Source organism: Cognaticolwellia aestuarii (assembly GCF_002000025.1).
Lineage (GTDB): Bacteria > Pseudomonadota > Gammaproteobacteria > Enterobacterales > Alteromonadaceae > Cognaticolwellia > Cognaticolwellia aestuarii.
The window spans coordinates 371,630-388,861 of sequence record NZ_MUZV01000001.1 but is presented as its reverse complement, the minus strand read 5'-3'; the positions used below and the strand labels follow the sequence as shown (position 1 = coordinate 388,861).

The 17,232-nt window shown below is 39.2% G+C and carries 12 protein-coding genes; 8 read left to right on the top strand and 4 right to left on the bottom strand.

Annotation, left to right across the window (positions count from 1 at the left end; translation table 11 throughout):
- Positions 1 to 147: 147 nt before the first annotated feature.
- Positions 148 to 2,985, bottom strand: a complete 2,838-nt coding sequence (uvrA, locus tag B0169_RS01745; protein ID WP_077284101.1) for an excinuclease ABC subunit UvrA — start codon at positions 2,983 to 2,985, stop codon at positions 148 to 150.
- A 394-nt stretch (positions 2,986 to 3,379) separates the two neighbouring features.
- Between uvrA and B0169_RS01740 the strand changes: the two genes are divergently transcribed.
- Positions 3,380 to 4,744: an MFS transporter gene (locus B0169_RS01740; RefSeq protein ID WP_077284099.1), complete on the top strand. Its 1,365-nt coding sequence runs from the start codon at positions 3,380 to 3,382 to the stop codon at positions 4,742 to 4,744.
- A gap of 94 nt (positions 4,745 to 4,838) precedes the next feature.
- Here the strand turns inward: B0169_RS01740 and B0169_RS01735 are convergent, their stop codons facing one another.
- Positions 4,839 to 5,345 carry a hypothetical protein gene (locus B0169_RS01735; RefSeq protein ID WP_077284097.1) on the bottom strand — a complete coding sequence of 169 codons (507 nt, stop codon included), beginning with the start codon at positions 5,343 to 5,345 and terminating at the stop codon, positions 4,839 to 4,841.
- Between the two features lie 221 nt (positions 5,346 to 5,566).
- Here B0169_RS01735 and B0169_RS01730 point away from each other — a divergent pair, with 221 nt between their 5' ends.
- From B0169_RS01730 to B0169_RS01715, 4 genes are all read left to right on the top strand, one after another.
- Positions 5,567 to 7,597: an NADPH-dependent 2,4-dienoyl-CoA reductase gene (locus B0169_RS01730; protein WP_077284096.1), complete on the top strand. Its 2,031-nt coding sequence runs from the start codon at positions 5,567 to 5,569 to the stop codon at positions 7,595 to 7,597.
- 187 nt (positions 7,598 to 7,784) lie between these two features.
- Complete coding sequence (locus B0169_RS01725; RefSeq protein WP_077284094.1) at positions 7,785 to 9,722, top strand: methyl-accepting chemotaxis protein; 1,938 nt, start codon at positions 7,785 to 7,787, stop codon at positions 9,720 to 9,722.
- An 83-nt stretch (positions 9,723 to 9,805) separates the two neighbouring features.
- Positions 9,806 to 11,107 (top strand): CDP-diacylglycerol--serine O-phosphatidyltransferase, encoded by a 1,302-nt coding sequence (gene pssA, locus B0169_RS01720; RefSeq protein ID WP_143323431.1) that lies wholly within the window; start codon positions 9,806 to 9,808, stop codon positions 11,105 to 11,107.
- A 260-nt stretch (positions 11,108 to 11,367) separates the two neighbouring features.
- Positions 11,368 to 13,311, top strand: coding sequence for a hypothetical protein (locus B0169_RS01715; protein ID WP_077284090.1), 1,944 nt, complete (start codon positions 11,368 to 11,370; stop codon positions 13,309 to 13,311).
- Positions 13,312 to 13,496: 185 nt separating this feature from the next.
- Here the strand turns inward: B0169_RS01715 and B0169_RS01710 are convergent, their stop codons facing one another.
- Positions 13,497 to 14,192, bottom strand: coding sequence for a 2OG-Fe(II) oxygenase (locus B0169_RS01710; protein ID WP_077284088.1), 696 nt, complete (start codon positions 14,190 to 14,192; stop codon positions 13,497 to 13,499).
- A gap of 208 nt (positions 14,193 to 14,400) precedes the next feature.
- On the opposite strand from B0169_RS01710, the gene B0169_RS01705 reads away from it, so the two are divergent.
- Complete coding sequence (locus tag B0169_RS01705; protein ID WP_077284086.1) at positions 14,401 to 14,799, top strand: acyl-CoA thioesterase; 399 nt, start codon at positions 14,401 to 14,403, stop codon at positions 14,797 to 14,799.
- A 179-nt stretch (positions 14,800 to 14,978) separates the two neighbouring features.
- Positions 14,979 to 15,659: a single-stranded DNA-binding protein gene (gene ssb, locus B0169_RS01700; RefSeq protein WP_077284084.1), complete on the top strand. Its 681-nt coding sequence runs from the start codon at positions 14,979 to 14,981 to the stop codon at positions 15,657 to 15,659.
- Positions 15,660 to 15,746: 87 nt separating this feature from the next.
- Here ssb and B0169_RS01695 read toward each other — a convergent pair whose 3' ends face one another.
- A complete protein-coding gene (locus B0169_RS01695; RefSeq protein WP_077284082.1) occupies positions 15,747 to 16,184 on the bottom strand; it encodes a universal stress protein in 438 nt (145 codons plus the stop codon).
- Positions 16,185 to 16,612: 428 nt separating this feature from the next.
- On the opposite strand from B0169_RS01695, the gene B0169_RS01690 reads away from it, so the two are divergent.
- Positions 16,613 to 17,230, top strand: a complete 618-nt coding sequence (locus B0169_RS01690) for a cytochrome c oxidase subunit 3 family protein (protein WP_077284080.1) — start codon at positions 16,613 to 16,615, stop codon at positions 17,228 to 17,230.
- Positions 17,231 to 17,232: the final 2 nt, after the last annotated feature.

The window sequence follows — 17,232 nt, the reverse complement described above, 5'->3', positions numbered from 1 at the left end:
AACTTTCAGGGTTTTATTGATGGCTTTTCTATCAGATAGCCAGTATTTAGCTAGTAAAAAGGCTTGTTAACATTAACAAGCCTTTTTCGGGGAGATTAAAACGTTTAATGACTCTTTAGTTATTTACGTTCTGAGGGGGTAATAATGCTACTTATTGGCATTAGCCAATAATGGTTTTAAGAAACGAGCGGTATGCGAGCCTTCATGCTCAGCTACTTGCTCTGGTGTTCCGGTCACCAATATTTCACCGCCACCTGAGCCACCTTCAGGGCCTAAATCAATAATCCAATCAGCAGTTTTGATAACATCTAAGTTATGCTCAATCACGACAATGGTATTACCGTGATCACGTAAACGATGAATAACTTGCAGTAATTGTTTAATATCGTGAAAGTGTAAACCGGTTGTAGGTTCATCAAGAATATAAAGCGTTTTCCCAGTATCTCGCTTTGATAGCTCCTTCGATAATTTAACCCGTTGTGCTTCACCACCTGAGAGCGTTGTTGCCGACTGCCCCAGCTTGATATAGCTTAAGCCAACATCCATTAAAGTTTGCAGTTTACGTTTTACCGCAGGAATAGGTGCAAAAAACTCTAGCGCGTCTTCAATGGTCATATCCAGTACTTCGTGAATGCTCTTACCTTTGTATTTTACTTCTAAGGTTTCACGGTTATAACGTTTACTTTTACAGACATCACAAGGTACATAAACGTCAGGTAAAAAGTGCATTTCAACTTTAATTAAACCGTCGCCCTGACAGGCTTCACAACGTCCGCCTTTGACATTAAAACTAAAGCGACCGGGCTTATAGCCACGTGAACGTGATTCTTGTGTGGCGGCAAAAATATCACGAATAGCGGTAAAAATTCCGGTATAAGTGGCAGGATTCGAACGTGGTGTTCTACCAATCGGGCTTTGATCAATATCGATAACTTTATCCAGTAAGTTTAAACCGATAATTGCTTTATGTGGCGCAGGCTCTTGCGTGGTTGCGCCGTTTAATTCGATATGAGCAAGCTTGTATAAGGTATCGTTGATCAGGGTTGATTTACCTGAGCCAGAAACACCGGTAACACAAGTCATTAAGCCATTTGGAATCACCAGATCGACATTTTTTAAGTTATTGCCTGTTGCGCCTTTGAGTTCGACAACATTTTTCTTATCAAAAGGTATGCGTTTTTTAGGGATTGCAATGCTCTCTCTACCTGATAGGTATTGACCAGTAAGTGAGTCCTCACAGGCTAAAATATCATTTACATCGCCTTCTGCAATAATACTACCACCATGTACTCCCGCGCCTGGGCCAATATCGATAACATAATCAGCGGCACGAATAGCGTCTTCATCATGCTCTACTACGATAACGGTGTTACCCAAATCACGTAAATGGATCAGGGTTTCCAGTAATCGTTCATTATCGCGTTGATGTAAGCCGATAGAAGGTTCATCAAGTACGTACATGACACCAACTAAGCCAGCGCCAATTTGGCTGGCTAAACGAATACGTTGTGCTTCACCACCGGATAAGGTGCCTGCGGCGCGTGAAAGGTTAAGATAATTTAAGCCAACATTAACCAAGAAACCTAAACGGTCACAAACTTCTTTAAGAATTTTTTCGGCAATTTGTGCTTTTTGTCCGGTCAGCTCTAAGCCTTGAAAAAATGCTAAGGCATCCGCGATGGCGTATTCTGCAATGTCGGGCAATGGCGTATCAGCAATAAAAACATTACGCGCTTCTAAGCGCAAGCGGCTTCCATGACAATCCGGGCAATGTTGACTGTTAAGATATTTTGCGAGTTCTTCACGCACCGCGTTAGATTCTGTTTCACGGTAGCGGCGATCCATGTTATTTAAAATACCTTCGAATGGATGCTTGCGGATCACGATATCGCCACGATCATTCATGTATTTAAATTCGATTTCTTGTTTGCCACTGCCTTTTAAAATCAGCTGCTGGGTTTTTTCATCCAATTCATTGAACGGTAAATTTAAGGCAAATTGATAATGGTCTGCGAGCGCTTGTAGCATTTGAAAGTAGTAAAAATTTCTTTTATCCCAGCCACGAATAGCACCACCAGCTAAACTTAATTCAGGATTAGAAATAACACGACTGGCGTCGAAATACTGTTGGTTACCTAAACCATCACAGGTTTGACAAGCTCCGGCGGGATTGTTAAAAGAAAACAATCTTGGCTCTAACTCTTGCATACTATAGCCACATTGCGGGCAGGCAAAGTTAGCAGAAAAAACCAACTCTTCTTTAGTTGCTTCATCCATGAAAGCTACTTTCACAGTTCCTGAGGTTAATGAAAGTGCAGTTTCGAATGATTCAGCAAGGCGCAATTGAATATCTTGACGCACTTTAATGCGGTCAACAACTACTTCTATGGTGTGCTTTTTATGTAGCTCTAAGGTTGGTGGATCGGAAAGGTCACAAACTTCACCATCAATTCTTGCACGAATATAACCTTGAGCAGCAAGGCTATCGAGTAACTTAACATGCTCACCTTTACGATCTTGCAATACCGGCGCAAGCACCATCACTTTAGTGCCCTCTTCGAGTGCTAACACTCTATCGACCATTTGCGAAATGGTTTGTGCGGCAAGGGGTAGGTGATGCTCAGGACAACGAGGTTCACCAACACGAGCATATAATAAACGTAAATAATCGTATATTTCGGTGATGGTACCAACGGTTGAACGTGGGTTGTGCGATGTTGATTTTTGTTCAATTGAAATAGCTGGAGATAAGCCTTCAATGTGATCGACATCGGGCTTTTCCATAAGAGATAAAAATTGACGTGCGTATGCGGAAAGTGATTCAACGTAACGCCTTTGCCCTTCAGCATACAAGGTATCAAAGGCTAATGAAGACTTACCTGAGCCAGAGAGGCCGGTAATAACAATTAACTTGTCGCGAGGAATATCTACATTAATATTTTTTAAGTTATGGGTACGAGCACCCCTGACTTCAATTTTCTTCATAATGATATTGTGACCAGTTGAGCGTCAGGAAATTTATATACGAAGTTTTTGTATGAAAATTACCCGACTGAATGTAAATTACCTTACGCTATATCAACACTTACCATATTCATTCGCTTTAAAATACCCCGTAATTAAGTGGTTTTCAAAGTGTCATGTACTAAGTGTTGCTGCTAGCAAGTAAATCAATGCCGGTTAAAATTAACGCGATATTGTTTTATTTGCTATGACATCTACACATAAAGTTAGAACCGAGAATTATCGCATAGTTTTTAATCCGAATTCATCTTAAATCTCTGTTTTTGTTCATTAGGTGCCCGTGTTAAGATATGCCGGTTTTTCTAGCCAGATTTTCAGTTTAATTATTTCCAGTTTAAATAAGAGTTAACATTTCATGAGCGCATCCGGTTTAAATAGTATTGAGAAGAAGGCCGCATTTTCGTTAGCCTCAGTGTTTGGCCTGCGTATGTTAGGTCTGTTTATGATTTTACCTGTGTTTGCCATCTATGGTGAGCAGCTTATAGGTTACAGTCCAATATGGATAGGCTTAGCGATTGGCGCTTATGGTTTAACGCAAGCACTACTGCAAATTCCAATGGGAATATTATCGGATAAGTTTGGTCGAAAACCGGTGATATTAGCAGGCTTAGTGATGTTTTTAGTCGGCAGTGTTGTTGCGGCAATGTCGGACACTATTTACGGCGTTGTGCTGGGGCGTGCGTTACAAGGTATGGGGGCTATTGCGAGTGCTATCTTGGCATTAGCTGCCGACTTAAGTCGTGAAGAGCAAAGGCCGAAAGTGATGGCCACTATCGGTATGTTTATTGGTGTTTCATTTACCGTGGCAATGATTATTGGCCCTATTGTTGCGCAAGCATTTGGCTTAAGTGGTTTGTTTTGGTTTATTGCTATACTCACCGTTTTTGCCATGCTAACCATTCAATTTGTTGTGCCTAATTCAATTAATACCGCCCCTAAAGGGGATAATGTTGCGCTGCCTTCAAAGCTTGGGAGCTTAGTGCGTGATGGTCAGTTATCACGTTTAAATGCAGGTGTTTTTATTCTTCATATGGCACTGACGGCATGTTTTGTGACTTTGCCCAAGCAGTTCGTGGCGAGTGGTTTGATGCTTGAACAGCACTGGCAGCTCTATTTACCGACCTTATTAGGTTCGTTTTTCTTAATGGTGCCATTTATGATCATGGCGATAAAAAAGCAAAAAGAAAAACAAATGTTCAGTGCTGCGGTTGCTTTGTTAACAACAGCTTTGTTATTGCTGTGGTACCTACCGACTAGTTTGACCACATTAGTGGTACTGGTGATGATGTTTTTTACTGCTTTTAATTATTTAGAAGCAACCATGCCGTCAATATTATCGCGTATTGCACCTGCTGGCGTAAAAGGCAGTGTGATGGGTATTTATTCTAGTAGCCAATTTTTAGGGGCTTTTGCTGGTGGTATGTTAGGTGGCTTTATCGCGGGTGAATTTGGAGAGCAAACGATATTTGTTGTAATGTCCGCTTTTGGTTTAGTTTGGTTGCTTTTAACCTTCGGAATGAAACCACTTAAAAAATCAAAAGCTTATAGTTTGACAACCAATATTGTTAGCGATGAAAAAGCTCGAGAGGTAGCGCAAAAACTCAGTGAAATGCCAGGGGTTATTGAAGCAACCATTATGCATGATGAAGCTGTCGCTTATTTAAAAGTTGATGATAAGCTAGTTGATTTACCGGGCATTAAAAGCTTATTAAATAGCTAGTCACTTCAGCGAAAGCTCAGATAAACAAGCGAACAACAAGTTACCGAGCAATTAAGCTAAGCAAATAAATAACCGTTTACTTATGAGTAAACGGTTATTTTATATCGGTAATAAAATCTCGAATATTATTTCTACCAACGGACAAAATAACGTCATCATCAAGTTCTTTGTTAAGCAGTGCTTTGCCCATCGGTGCTTGTGGGGTGATCAAGGTAATGTTAATTGATACGCCCTGATGACTTATTTGGCAACGATAGCCACCTGCGGCAGGGACAATAAAAAACCAGTGCCGCTTAATAATATCTTGTTCCACTTGGACCAATGATCCCATCATGACACATGTTTTATTAGATACTTGTTCAAACTTGAGGCTTTGTAAGCTTTTAATTGCCGCGCGAATTTCATCAACACGTCTTGACTGCCCTTCAGCTAAATAACTTTGCTCAATTGCTAAAGTGTCGTATTGGGTTTCTGCAACAGATTGATCATCAGTTGCCGCTTTGTGAGCATTATCTGCAGCCAGCAATGCTAAGGTTAATTCTTGTTGTAACTGAGCGCTAACGTCAGCAATGATAATGTTTTTGTCGATATTCAATAGCACTTACTCCTGATCTTATCTTTGCAGCATACGGAGATTATAAAAAAAGTAAATCTGAGTATTTCACTGAATTTTTATTGGCGTGATAAAATATCGATCTGACAGGTGTCAAAATAAGGCTTGAGTTTTGCCCTTAATGGGGATATTTTAGACATAACAGATTCGAGTAAAAACTAAACTCGCTTTAAATACGATTTTAACATGACAACCAAAAGTGACTTAATATGAATGATAATGCTGCCTTTCCACATTTATTAGCGCCATTAGATTTAGGCTTTACTACCTTAGCCAACCGCACACTAATGGGCTCAATGCATACGGGCCTTGAAGAAGAAAAAGGCGGTTTCGATAAGTTAGCTGCATTTTATCGTGCCCGAGCAAAAGGTGGCGTAGGTTTAATCGTCACCGGCGGTATTAGTCCTAATACTCGCGGGCGTTTAGCGCCCTTTGGCTGTGAACTAAGTAAATTTTGGCAGGTGGGTAAACATCAAAAAATCACGGCAGCAGTACATGAATACCCGACTAAAATTTGTTTACAATTATTGCATGCCGGCCGATATTCATATCATCCCTTCAGTGTATCAGCCAGTAAAATAAAGTCACCGATTAACCCATTTACTCCTAAAGCCATGTCAGTTGGGCAGATTAAGGGCACCATTAAAGATTTTGCCCATTCGGCAAAACTCGCTAAAAAAGCGGGCTATGATGGTGTTGAAATCATGGGCTCTGAAGGTTACCTAATCAATCAATTTAGCTGTGTAAAAGTCAATAAAAGAACCGATGAATGGGGCGGTAGCATTGAAAATAGAATGCGCCTTGCGGTGGAAACTGTTCGCGCGGTACGAGCAAGTGCAGGCGATGATTTTATTATTATTTTCCGCTTGTCGATGCTTGATCTAGTCGATGGGGGTAATAGTTGGCAAGACGTAGTTACTATGGCTAAAGGAATTGAAGCGGCAGGTGCGACATTAATCAATACCGGTATTGGGTGGCATGAAGCGCGTGTACCAACTATTTCTACTTCCGTACCCCGTGCAGCATTTACTTGGATCACCGAGCGAATGAAAAAAGAAGTAAAAGTACCGCTTATTACCACCAACCGTATTAATACGCCAGAAGTGGCAGAAGAAATATTGTCGACTGGGCAAGCGGATATGGTGTCAATGGCACGCCCATTCTTAGCGGACGAAAATTTTGTTGTTAAAGCCGCGGCCAATAAAAGTGACGAAATTAATACTTGTATTGGTTGTAACCAAGCATGTTTAGACCATGTATTTAAACAGCAAAGAGCATCATGTTTAGTAAACCCTACTGCATGTTATGAAACTGAGCTTACCTTCGAAACAGCGCCAATCAAGAAAAAAATTGCGGTAGTGGGCGCAGGTCCTGCAGGTTTGGCATTCAGTGTTTATGCTGCTCAGCGTGGTCACAGTGTCGAAATATTTGATCGTAGCGGTGAGATTGGTGGCCAGTTTAACTATGCTAAGCAAATACCAGGTAAAGAAGAGTTTTATGAAACCTTACGTTATTTTAACAAGCAAATAGAGTTAAATAATATCGCTTTGCATTTAAACCAAGAGCAAAGTGCAGAGCAATTAGCTGCTGCCGGTTTTGATGAGATTGTTTTAGCTACAGGTATTGTCCCTAGAGCTCTCGATATTAAAGGTATCGAGCATGAAAAAGTTAAATCTTATATTCAAGTATTACGTGACAAAGAACCGGTAGGTAAGCGTGTTGCAATTATTGGTGCTGGTGGTATTGGCTTTGATGTTGCAGAGTTCTTAGTTGAAGAAGAGTCTTTAACAACTAATCCTGATAAGTGGTTAAAAAGCTGGGGTGTTGATAAAAACTATCAAGAAAATGGTGGATTATCAGCAACAGTTGCTACTGAAAAGCCAACACGAGAAATATACTTATTACAACGTAAAACCACGAAAGTGGGGGCGGGCTTAGGTAAAACAACCGGTTGGATCCACAGAGCGACCTTACAGAAAAATGGCGTACAAATGTTAGCCGGTATCACTTATGATGAGGTCAATGATGAAGGTTTAGTCGTTTCTATCGACGGCAAACAACAAACCTTGCAAGTTGATAATGTAATTATTTGTGCGGGACAAGAATCTGAGCGCGGACTTTACCAACAACTTGAAGCACAAGGTATAAAAACGCACTTGATCGGTGGTGCTAATGTTGCTGCTGAACTTGATGCTAAACGTGCGATTAGACAAGCCGCAGAACTTGCAGCGAAAATTTAATTAGCCTGTATCAATAGTTACCTAGTTGTTGCCATGAATTTTTTATCAATCGCATTCATGGCAACGCACGATGAAATAGGGAAAATAATAGCAGCGATAATTTAAATTGAAATAATCATTACCTTATCTGGGTCAAATGATATGCTTATAGAAAGCACATTGTAGATAATAAAAGATAAGAGTCACTATGAAGCTAATATTCAAGCCCGCAATCGCTATTTCAAACTCACTCAGGTTCAAAGCTAAGTTTTCTTTATTAGCTTTAATGTTCTACCTTCCTCTTATTGCCAGTTTCATCTGGATTGTAAAACAGCAATTTCATGACTTAAGCCAATATCAACAAGAGCTATCCGGTAATACACAGATTGCTGATATTATTGCATTAGAGCAGTCGGTTGGAAAAAGTCGTTTAGCATTATCTAACGGCGATGATATTACTCGCCAGATTGAACAACTGACATTAGCAGCTGTTAATAAACAAACACTGCTTGAAGGTTGGCAAAACTTGCAAGCAAGTGAGCGAAAATTTAACGATTTTGCGATGTTTTACGATAAAACTTTTGCTGAACGAGAAATTCTATCCGCTGTTAGTGGCCTATCTCGAGAACCAGATCCACAAGCTTTCTATCTGGCTGAGGCCGCTTTAATAAGAATGCCAGCGCTAGTTGAATATATAGGCAGAATTAAAGACTTAACACGAAGTATTATCGGCAACGATGGTTTTAACGCCGAGACATACACATTACTTGTCGCCTTAGATAATCGCCTTGATGAATTACAATTACAATATGCAAAAACGATTGAGCAACTTAAGCGTGTTGCCCCTAATATGTTTAATGACTACTTAGCGCAATATGAAGAAGTAACGCAATCACTGAATAATTTTCAATCATCACTGCGTAATGAAGTTATTAATCCTGACAGCATTCAATGGCGCGCAGCGCAAGCTGCTAGCTTAGGTGATCAACAATATCAAAACTTACATACATTAATGGTTTTATCACAGCAAAAATTAGTTGAACGTATTACTGTTTTGCAAAGTAATAGCACGCAAGTGCTCTGGCTATTGTCGATTTTACTTGTACTTATTATGTTAGCGATTAGTTATTTATTAGTCGGTATTTACCACTCGCTTAGTGAAAATGTTAATAAAATAAATTTAGCGGCAGAGCGACTAGGCAATGGTGACTTCTCAATCGATATTGCCAGTAATTCTAAAGATGAACTCGGCGATATTGCTCGTCGTTTTAGTCAAATGCAACACAAAATACATACCTTATTATTTAATGTTGATAATGATGTTGCAGTATTAAAACGGGCAGCGGTTAATATCAATAGTTTAACTGAAGCGATGGAGCGAAATATTGCCCAGCAGCAACAGGATACTCATCAAGTTGCTAGTTCAATCAACCAAGTTAATGATTCAGTACAAGTTATCTCATCAAGTACTGCAGACGCGAAAACTTTGACAGAACAGGCTTATGCCAGTGTTAATCAAGGAGAACAAGTGATTAACGATACGGCGAGTGCTATTACGGCGATTTCTTCTCAAGTACATACGTCAGCAGAAGTGATCAATGAACTTGCTGTGCACAGCACCGAAATTGGTAAGTTTGTGAATGTTATTCGTGAAATTGCCGATCAAACCAACTTATTGGCATTAAACGCAGCAATTGAGGCGGCTCGCGCCGGTGAGCAAGGCCGAGGCTTTGCCGTTGTTGCTGATGAAGTGCGAACATTAGCCAGTAGAACCCAAGACTCAACCAGTGAAATTCAGCGAATAATTGAACAATTGCAATTAGGTACCAGTCGCTCAGTTGAAGTGATGAAAAATGGCGTCGAACAAGCCGAACAAGGTGTTGAGAAAACCGCCCAAGTCGCCGATACTTTTCAGCAAGTAAGTCAAAGTGTTACCGAGATTGTTGCAGCGACTACCGAAATATCAAATGCCGTTGAACAGCAGCGAAATATGGTCGTTGGTATCACCGGAAATACCCATGATATTGCTGAAAGTACCGACAACTTATTGCAGTCAGCTGAAGATACTGCGCATGCGGGTGCTAATATTTCTCAACTCGCAGAAGATCTTGCGGTACAATTAGCGCAGTTTACTTTGAAGAAATAATTATCTAGATTGAATGAATAATAATATACCTCATTTAGCCACCATATTTTCGGGCAATTGTTAATATGGTGAGCGTTAATTCTATGGCAGGGATAGCAGCTACTGATATTACCATTGCCGACTCTGCTGCTGACTTTAAGCAAATGCTATTGACCGAAATAGCACAAGCAAAATCACGTATTTATATTTCAGCCCTTTATATTCAAGACGATGCTGCCGGCAGAGAAGTGCTTACAGCGTTATATCAAGCTAAAGCACAAACACCGACATTAGATATTTGTTTGTTTGTTGACTTTCATCGTGCACAACGTGGTTTGATTGGAGAAAAAGAGCATGGGGGTAACCGTGAACTCTATTTAGCGCTTGAGCAACAGCATAGCGAATCGATTAATATTTACGGTGTACCAGTAAAGCGCAAGGAGTTACTTGGTGTTTTACATTTAAAAGGTATGGTGATTGACAACGTATTGCTTTATTCCGGTGCGAGTATTAACGACATATACTTACAACAAGCCGGACGTTACCGGCTCGATCGCTATTATCGTTTACAAAGCCAAGCCTTAGCAGATAATTTTTGTGAATATTTGCAACGTTGCTTTATTGATTCAAACCTCGCCCCACTTCTCAATCAAGGGGCTCTGCCTGACGCCAAAATAATTAAGCGTAATATTATGCGTTTAACTAAACTACTGAAGTCGTCAAAATATCGCCCGTTTAATTCCACTGAGCATGCCGATATTCAAGCATCATTGTTTGTCGGGTGTGGGCGCAGAGGTAACCAGTTGAATCGTGTGATCAGAGACCTCATTCGAAGTAGTCATGAGTCGTTGATCATATTTACACCTTACTTTAACTTACCTAAACCTTTATTAAGAGATCTAGATTCCGCATTGAAACGTGGTGTTAAAGTGACATTAACCGTGGGCGATAAGAAAGCAAATGACTTTTATAATGCTGATGAAGCAACATTTTCAACCGTTGAAATTGTGCCCTATATTTATGAGCGCTTGTTAGCGAGTTTTATTTCTCGACGCCAAAAATACTTAGATAATGGCAACTTGTCATTGCGTTTATGGCAACATGACGACAATAGTTTTCATTTGAAAGGCCTAGTGGTTGATAACCGTTACCACTTACTAACTGGCAGTAACCTTAACCCGCGAGCTTGGGCACTAGATTTAGAAAATGGTGTATTACTTGATGATGCGAAAGGGCAACTTACGGATAAGTTTACTGAAGAATTTCAACGTATTAGCCAACATACTGAGGTGATTAGTAAAGCAAGCGATATTGAGAGTGTGCAAAACTATCCTGACAAGCCACGTAAACTGTTGAAAAAGTTACGTATGACGCAAATAGATCGATTATTAAAACGTTTTCTTTAAACTTTATACTATAGCCAGTACTTAATTTCAGCCCACAATAAGTTACTTTACATAAATTTAATCACTGTAAAGTAACTTATGTTATCTAGATGCCTGATAACTAAGTTTCTATTGATTTTTCTGATTCTTCAATCACCAATAAAATTTATTTATGTTTTAAAAAAATCTGTTACTTAACCGTAATTTAGGTTAATTTATCGAAAGAATTATTTAGGATTGGTCGACGTTTAGAAACGAAGCCAAATTATGGAGAAGTAGAAATGGCATATGATTTTGGTTCAAAAGGATTAGGTATTAGCAATCCTTTTAAACAGGAAGGTTTAATCCGCACGCTAGGTGGCTTGGCCATTGCCGGAATTGGTTTATACAGTGTTTTTAATGTAACAAAAATAATTGAACAAGACATGACCACGGCATGGATTTATGCCGTTGTTGGGCTGTTGTTGCTTATTTCTGGTTTTAAACGTGCAGGTAGTGGCTTATTTCAGTTGTTCAAATTTTTTGTTGGTCGCTCTGTTCCAACCTCATTATCGTATAATTTAACAAAAAGCGAAAAAGAGAATGCTGAATTAGAGCGTAAAGAACAAGTGCTTGCCTATAAGGCATCTACACTTGAGTCTATGCTCATGGGGCGTAAAAACACCACATTTACTGAGCCTCTAGGCTGGATGGGACGTTTTGTACATTCTATTTTTCCTAAATTGATTTTCTTACCTTATCCGATTCGTAATATCTCTCAAGAGCTTATTTCGGTCTTAACCACCACTATTATTGCGTTTGTCGCGTTTGGTTTAACCTACTTTGTCTCATCAAGTGGTTTAGCTGGCGAAGCTGGGCATATTATTATGCCTATTTTTTCTATTTTTATTTTAATCTATTTAGTTGCGGCATGGCGAAGTGCTGCTAATGCAGTTAATTTAGATCGTGTTAAATTATTAAATACTGCTGGCGCTGCCAGTGTCGCGAAAATAATCACCTTCTCAATTTTATTTCCCGTTGTTATTGGCGGCGGTTATCACTTGATCAGTCAAAATGTTAATTTGGACAGTGGCTACTATCAAATCGCCGATAGCATCAGTGTTTTTTCTGCTTGGCCAAGTTTATTAACGTTGATCAGTTTAGGGTTTATAACCGCGATATTCGTCTTCTATTTAGTGGGTATTCGTAGCAAACAAAGTACAACAGATACTGAAGTGAGCGAGTACCGTGAGAATTTGCAAGAAGCTGTCCATCCTAATGAGATTTTCATTAATATTGAAAATATTGTGCTAGCTAATCGTCGCTATAAAGAAATTCCTAATCGTACTTATATGAACTTTGATCCGGTTTTAGAAGAGCAAAGCCAAGGTAAAGGTTCATTTTCTGGTGAGTTATTGATTGAGACACAACCTAAACTATCTAGCATAGAGCAACCGCAAAGTTACAAAGTTACCCGTTTATTGAGTACGGCTTTAGCGCAAGTTTTATTAGTTATAGGGGCATACTTGTTCTTTAGTTTTGTTGGCCAGATTTCGGCAGGTATCGAATATTTTCAACATTTTATGAGTAATATCGAAGCAGCAGCTCGCATGGCTAATAACGGTAATGTTAGCCAATTAGAAAGCTTAGTAACTGAGGCATCAAGTTTAATTGTGGCTTTTGTTAGCACATTGTTTTTCTGGCAAATAGTTACGGCTATAGGCCGTATGTTAGAAAACTTCTCTCATATATTTTGGGCAGAGTTGCAGTTTAATTCTTTACTGATGTATATGAAAACCGAGGGTACTTTTTCTGAGTCAAAAATGTCAACGGGTATGTCGATTCATGATTCTACACGCAGTGAGAATGTTATCGTTAAATCGTCAATTACACCTTGGATAGTTAGTTCTCGCATTAGCTCAAGCACCTTTGCCACTAGCGGTGCGCGTAATGTTGAAATGCCGCGCTATGTGATGTCAATGTCGAAAAATGATGATGAGTTAAGTGGTATTGTTGATGAAATAAAAGCATTTTTACGAGCACGTGAAAATATTGCCGGTTTCTCCAATACTGCCGACTTACAACATGCAGAGAATATTTTAAAAGTAAATAATGCTTCTCGCTTCAATCCTAATCAACTGACAAGTAGTGATGAAGAAGCGGCAGGTTTTTTACGAAATGAGCAAGAAAATGGTGCGGAAAATTCTGGAAATAGCGAACCAACGCCAGAAAAATTAACAGAATAAATTTAAATAGCTAACCGTGAACTAAAGAAAAAGCATAATGATTTCATTATGCTTTTTATGTTCAGGACGAACGGTATGTCATGGTGCCATGGACGGCAAAGAATGACGTTCAGGACGAACGGTATGTCATGGTGCCATGGATGGCAAGTGATGACAATATTTTGCTCAACAAGTGGCTTTGCACCTTAACCGATATAAATTTTACTAGCGGGATTAAAGCTGACCCAAGAGGTTAAAACATATTTATTTGATGAAATAGGAATGTTGCCGCGATGAGTATGAGTAAAGCCACAAGGGGCAATAACCATAGTACCTGCTTTAGGCTTAATGCTTTTATTTTGGTAATAAAAGTCAGTTTCGCCACCGTCTTCAACGTCGTTTAAATAAATCAAAAATAATAAAACGCGATGTAATGCCTTGTTTTCACCCGGTTGAGGATATATTTCTGAGTGCCAGTAGCCATAATTACCTTTGCCTTGTTCGTAACGCTGGGCATTAATTGGCGCTAAATTAAACAGGTACTTGATCAAATTGAAAGCATTAGGTTTGCCAACTTCCTCAAAGTTATCAGCGGTTAGTACCACCGGTTGTTGAGTTTTGGGGTGTCGAACCGTTAGCGATATGCCACTAATGAGGCTAAAAAAGTATTTACTAATATATTCAGTAATATGATCAGCACAGGTATGTAAAATGGTATTTAAAGCGGGTTGAAATTCTGCATGCTGATTTAAATAAATATCTTGGCTGAGTTTTTTTGTGGTATCAACACCATTGCCTGTTCTACCGGAAACTTGATGTTGGCTGTTGTCAAAATCTAGAATAAATTTTTCACAAAACGTTTGGCTAAGTGCATTGGGGTATACTTCAATAAAATCGGTCATAGTGTTAGTGTTTATTGCGCTTTATAACTCCATGCTTAAACAAAGCGATGATACTTTTTTGTCAAACAGGGAGTAAAGTTAAGTTCAACAAGCCCTTATCTTTTTATTAATCTGTAGTCAGCATACAACAAACGGCGACTAAATTAATTACCTTGTGAAAAAATCTATGTAGAATGTTGAAATAATTTGCATTTATTAAGGATTTTTTATGTTTACTGAAGTGATAACCCCTCGATTTTGTGACACTGATGCGCTTGGCCATATTAATAATACCATGTTACCTATCTGGTTTGAGGGGGCACGTGAGCCAGTTTTCAAAATTTTTATGCCTGAGCTAAACGTCACACAATGGCGATTAATTTTAGCGAAAATTGATGTTAATTTTCATGCACAAATATTCTATGGTAAAGCGGTTGAGCTACGTACTTTTATTGGCAGAATAGGCAGTTCATCGTTCGACGTATATCAAGAACTATGGCAGAACGATATCAAATGTGCGTCAGGCACAGCAGTGATGGTAAATTTTTGTTATGAAAATCAGAGCTCTTTAAAAATCCCTACGGATATCAAAAATGAAATGGAAAAGCACCTCTTTGTAGCAGAGTAGTCGCTACTTTTTCTTAGATAAAATATTTTAGAAAAATGGGGTAAATCTAGCGTAATTTTTTACGTCTAATGTTAGAATCTCTTCATTGTTATTAAAAATAAATATTCTGAGCGAGTTGTCGCTTGGAATAATGTTAAATGAGTAAAGCACTGCTTTACTGAAATTATAGGATTTTGTTCATGGCTGGTGTCAATAAAGTAATAATTTTAGGTAACTTAGGGAAAGATCCTGAAGTACGTTTCATGCCTAACGGTGGTGGTGTTGCTAACCTCACTATTGCAACTTCTGAAAGTTGGAAAGACAAGCAAACGGGTGAACAAAAAGAAAAAACAGAATGGCACCGCGTGGTTATGTTCGGGAAATTGGCTGAAATTGCCGGCGAATACCTGAAAAAAGGCTCAAAAGTTTACATTGAAGGTGCTTTACAAACACGTAAATGGCAGAACCAACAAGGCCAAGATCAATACACCACTGAGATCGTTGTACAAGGCTATAACGGCACAATGCAAATGCTAGATTCTCGTGGTGGTAGTGGCGCAGGCGCTGGTGGTTTTAACCAACAAGCACCACAACAAGGTGGCGGCATTCAACAGCAGTCAGCTCCACAACAATCTAGTGGTTTTCAACAACAAGCGGCACCTCAGCAAGCGTATAATAAACCTGCACAACAAAGTGGCGGCTTTCAACAACAAGCAGCACCACAGCAAGGTGGCGGTTATCAACAACAAGCGGCACCACAACAAGGTGGCTATCAACAGCAATCTGCACCACAGCAAAGCGGTGGTTTTCAACAGCAGTCAGCTCCTAAGGTAAACCCACAAGAGCCAACTATTGATTTTGATGATGATATCCCGTTTTAAATGATATAAAAATGTAAAGAAAAGGTGAGCTAATGCTCACCTTTTTTGTTTTAAAAACTTACTTTTTCAGTGATGAAAACCCGTTAATTAAGGCACTAATACTATTGGTACATCAGCTTGATGCGCCAATTTATTTGCTACGCTGCCCAGTAAAATATCAGCAATTCTTGAACGTCCTTGGCGGCCTATAAATAACATACTGGCGCGTAGTTCTTTAATTTTTGCTTGTATCTCTGAGCTAGGATCTCCCCAGATTAACTCCGTTTTGATGTCTAGATCAGTATCTTGATATTTATCGAGTAGGGGAAGCAAAACATTAGTACGAGTGTTTTGCTCTTCAGTAGCTTGATCTAAAATTATTGGCGCAGTGCCGTCAAGCATCATAGGTTGTAAGTATGACCAATCTTTTACTGTTAAGAAGGTAACGCTTGCATGAGTTTGTTTAGCTAAGCTCACGGCACGATCTGCGGCACGTAAGCTACATTCGCTGCCATCTACGGCAACAAGGTATAAAATATTTTTCACTTTACTCTCCTGTCAGTTATTGGTTTTTATTGATAATTTTCATATCTATTTAATCAAGATCATTAGCTGGTTGGCGCGCTGCAGATGAATACATTGTTTTTAAGTTAACTAAACACGCGATAAAAGCCTCTAAGCGAAGTAACTTAAGCTGAGTTTGGGTTACTGGCTTTGCAACTGATACTAACACTGTAATAAAGCTATTAGATATGTTCAAGTTTTAAGCGCTGAGGGCTTTGATTGAAATCAAGCTATGTCAGTAAATTTATGAATATCATGCACCGTAATGCTAGGTTATGGCTTTGATTGAACAATGCACATTTCGGTGATCTCAATGCTATGTCAGTAATCCGCATTAACTTGATTCACGTCACTTAAAATAAACGGTGCTTATGTATGCTATTAAAGTCGAATAACTGAGTAGAACTGATATGAGTCATGAGCAACCGAGTAATACATTAGGTATTTTTCCTCGTGCTTGGAGTGAAGAACAGGCCGGCCGTATTCCAGGCAATATTCCTATCTGGGTTGGCATACTTTCTGAGCTTACTGAGTTTGCGATCTTTTTTGTTGCTTATTTTGTTGCCAAATATTATTACCCTGATGTATTTGCGCAAGGACCACAAGGCTTAAATACTAGCTTAGGTGTGGCCAATACTATTATTTTATTGTCGAGTAGCTACTTTATGGCCAAAGCTATGATGCATATTCGCTTGAATAATCGCGGCAAGTGCCAAGGATATTTATGGTTAGCATTAAGCTGCGGTTGTTTTTATCTTATTGTTAAAACTTGGGAGTTTTACTGGAATAACTTACAAGGGCTAAGCACAAGTACAAACGAGTTTTATACGGTTTACTATTACATGACTTTTAATCACTTTCTGCATGTAGGCTGGGCATCATGTGCGGTATTGTGGGTAATATTTCGTTTGCGGGCAGGTCATTATTCAGCTGAAGAACATAGTGGTCTTGAAGCACTTGCTGTTTATTGGCATATGATTGATCTGATGTGGATTTTAATTTTCCCGCTGTTATACGTATTACGCTAGAG

Bases quoted from the DNA above. Each gene is read 5' to 3' on its own strand.
- uvrA (WP_077284101.1), bottom strand. From the start codon at position 2,985: ATGAAGAAAATTGAAGTCAGGGGTGCTCGTACCCATAACTTAAAAAAT.
- B0169_RS01740 (WP_077284099.1), top strand. From the start codon at position 3,380: ATGAGCGCATCCGGTTTAAATAGTATTGAGAAGAAGGCCGCATTTTCG.
- B0169_RS01730 (WP_077284096.1), top strand. From the start codon at position 5,567: ATGAATGATAATGCTGCCTTTCCACATTTATTAGCGCCATTAGATTTA.
- B0169_RS01725 (WP_077284094.1), top strand. From the start codon at position 7,785: ATGAAGCTAATATTCAAGCCCGCAATCGCTATTTCAAACTCACTCAGG.
- pssA (WP_143323431.1), top strand. From the start codon at position 9,806: ATGGCAGGGATAGCAGCTACTGATATTACCATTGCCGACTCTGCTGCT.
- B0169_RS01715 (WP_077284090.1), top strand. From the start codon at position 11,368: ATGGCATATGATTTTGGTTCAAAAGGATTAGGTATTAGCAATCCTTTT.
- B0169_RS01710 (WP_077284088.1), bottom strand. From the start codon at position 14,192: ATGACCGATTTTATTGAAGTATACCCCAATGCACTTAGCCAAACGTTT.
- B0169_RS01705 (WP_077284086.1), top strand. From the start codon at position 14,401: ATGTTTACTGAAGTGATAACCCCTCGATTTTGTGACACTGATGCGCTT.
- ssb (WP_077284084.1), top strand. From the start codon at position 14,979: ATGGCTGGTGTCAATAAAGTAATAATTTTAGGTAACTTAGGGAAAGAT.
- B0169_RS01690 (WP_077284080.1), top strand. From the start codon at position 16,613: ATGAGTCATGAGCAACCGAGTAATACATTAGGTATTTTTCCTCGTGCT.